Source organism: Streptomyces bohaiensis (assembly GCF_012033785.1).
GTDB lineage: Bacteria > Actinomycetota > Actinomycetes > Streptomycetales > Streptomycetaceae > Streptomyces > Streptomyces bohaiensis.
Genome location: NZ_JAAVJC010000463.1, coordinates 1 through 2,058, shown reverse-complemented (window position 1 = coordinate 2,058; position 2,058 = coordinate 1). Strand labels below are relative to the sequence as shown.

The following is a 2,058-nucleotide window of genomic DNA, read 5'->3' as shown; positions in this document are numbered from 1 at the left end:
CGCCTCCTGGCGCGAGGCCGGCCGCCGGCTCCTCGCCAAGGCCCTCGGCGAATGGTGCTTCGAGGACATGCTCAAAGCCCTCGACAACGGGGACGGCCCCCACCGGTATCTCGACCGGCGCGAGCAGCCACCGACCCAGTGCGTCGGCCACCACCACCAGCGTCGCCCCGAGCAGCGCCGCGACCGGGGCCACCCGCAGCGTCCCCGTGCCGACCAGGCGCCGCGCCAGGTGCGGAGCGAGCAGTCCGACGAACCCGACCGCCCCCACCGCCGCGGCGGTTCCCGCCGCCATCACCGCCCCGGCCCCCAGGACCAGCAGCCGCACCCGGCCCAGGTCCATGCCGAGAGCTCGCGGCAGCTCGTCGCCCAGCGCCAGCAGATCCACCGCCCGTGCGGCGAGCACCAGCAGCACGGCCACCACCGCCGGCACCGCGAGCCAGCCGAGGGCGGTGGCGTCCTTGGCGTAGGTGCTGCCCGCCAGCCAGGTCAGCGCCCCGGCGATGTTCATCTGGCTGCCGACGACCAGCACGTTGACCAGGGCGGTCGCCGTCGCGGAGGCGCCGAGGCCGACCAGGACCACCCGGGTCGGGTCCAGCCCCGCGCGCCGCCTCTCGTCGCGCGGACCGCGCGCCACCAGCACCACCACCGCCAGCGCCGCCACGCCACCGACCGCGGCGGCCAGCGGCAGCGCCACCAGCGGGGCGGCCGGCACCGCCGCGATGACGAACACCGCTCCCAGGGAGGCACCGCCGGTGACGCCGATCAGCGAGGGCTCGGCCAGCGGGTTGCGAACCACCGACTGCACGGCGGTGCCCGCCAGCGCCAGGCAGGCCCCCGCCAACGCCGCCACCATCACCCGCGGCAGCCGGTACTCCAGCACCCCCGAGACGCCGTCCGGGGCGAGGCCGACCGCGAACGCCCCGACGTCGGCCCACCCCACGTCGGCGTCGCCGATACGCAGCCCCAGCAGCACGGCGCCTGCCAGTGTCAGCAGTGCGCCGCCGAGGAACACGGCGTACGAACCGCGGCGCAGGCCGTCGCCGACCACCACGGCGGCGCCGGTGTCGGCGTCCCCGGTGCGGATGCGGCGCGCCAGCAGCATGAAGACCGGCCCGCCGATCAGCGCCGTGACGATGCCGACCGGCAGCTCGCCGTGGCCGGCGGAGGCGGGGAACGCCAACTGCGCGGCGCTGTCGGCGGCGAGCACCACCACGGCGGCGAGCAGCGCGGACAGCGGCAGCAGCGCCGCGTGGGCGCGGATGCCCAGGGAGCGCAGGGCGACCGGTGCGATCAGCCCGACGAAACCGATGGGCCCCGCCAGCGACACCGCGGCCGCCGACAGCACCACCGCGAGCAGCAGCGTGGCGGGGCGGATGCGCTCCACGCGCACGCCCATCGCGCGCGCCGTCTCGTCGCCCAGCGCCAGCAGGTCCAGCGGCCTCGCCAGCAGCGGTGCGCAACAGGCGAGCACGAGCACCAGCGCCCCGACCACCAGGGGGCGGGTCAGGTCGGACTGGAGCAGTGTGCCGTTGCCCCAGAAGAACAGCCCCTGCGTGGCCTGGGTGTCCAGGATCTGGAGGAACGCCGCGCACGCCGTGGTGGCGAGGGCGACGGTGGCGCCCGCCAGCAGGACGCGGCCGGCCGTCAGGACCCCGCCGCGCGTCAGGAGGTGGACGACCGACATCGCGGCGAGGCCGCCGAGGAAGGCAGCGGCGCCGGCGGGGAGCGGGCCGAGGCTGACGCCGGTGAACGCGACGGCCACCACCGCCAGGTAGGCGCCGCCGTTGACGCCGAGCGTGTCGGGGGCGGCGAGCGGGTTGCGGGTCGCGCCCTGGAGCAGGGCGCCCGCGACGCCGAGGGCCGCGCCGACCACCAGTCCGGTGAGGGTCCGCGGCAGCCGGCTGCCGACCAGCACGTCCCCGGTGAAGGGGTCGGGGCGGCCCAGCAGGTGCGCGACGATGTCGCCGGTCCCGACGCCCGAGGCGCCGAGCCCGAGGTGGACGGCGACCACGGCGAGCAGCGCGGCGGGCAGGAGCACGGCCGCGGTCGTGACACGGC

1 protein-coding gene is annotated in these 2,058 nt (G+C 77.3%); it reads right to left on the bottom strand.

Annotated features, from left to right (window positions below):
• Positions 1 to 2,038 (bottom strand): iron ABC transporter permease (locus HCN52_RS23945; protein ID WP_168090509.1); only part of this gene is annotated, 2,038 nt, incomplete at its 3' end.
• Between the last annotated feature and the right edge of the window lie 20 nt (positions 2,039 to 2,058).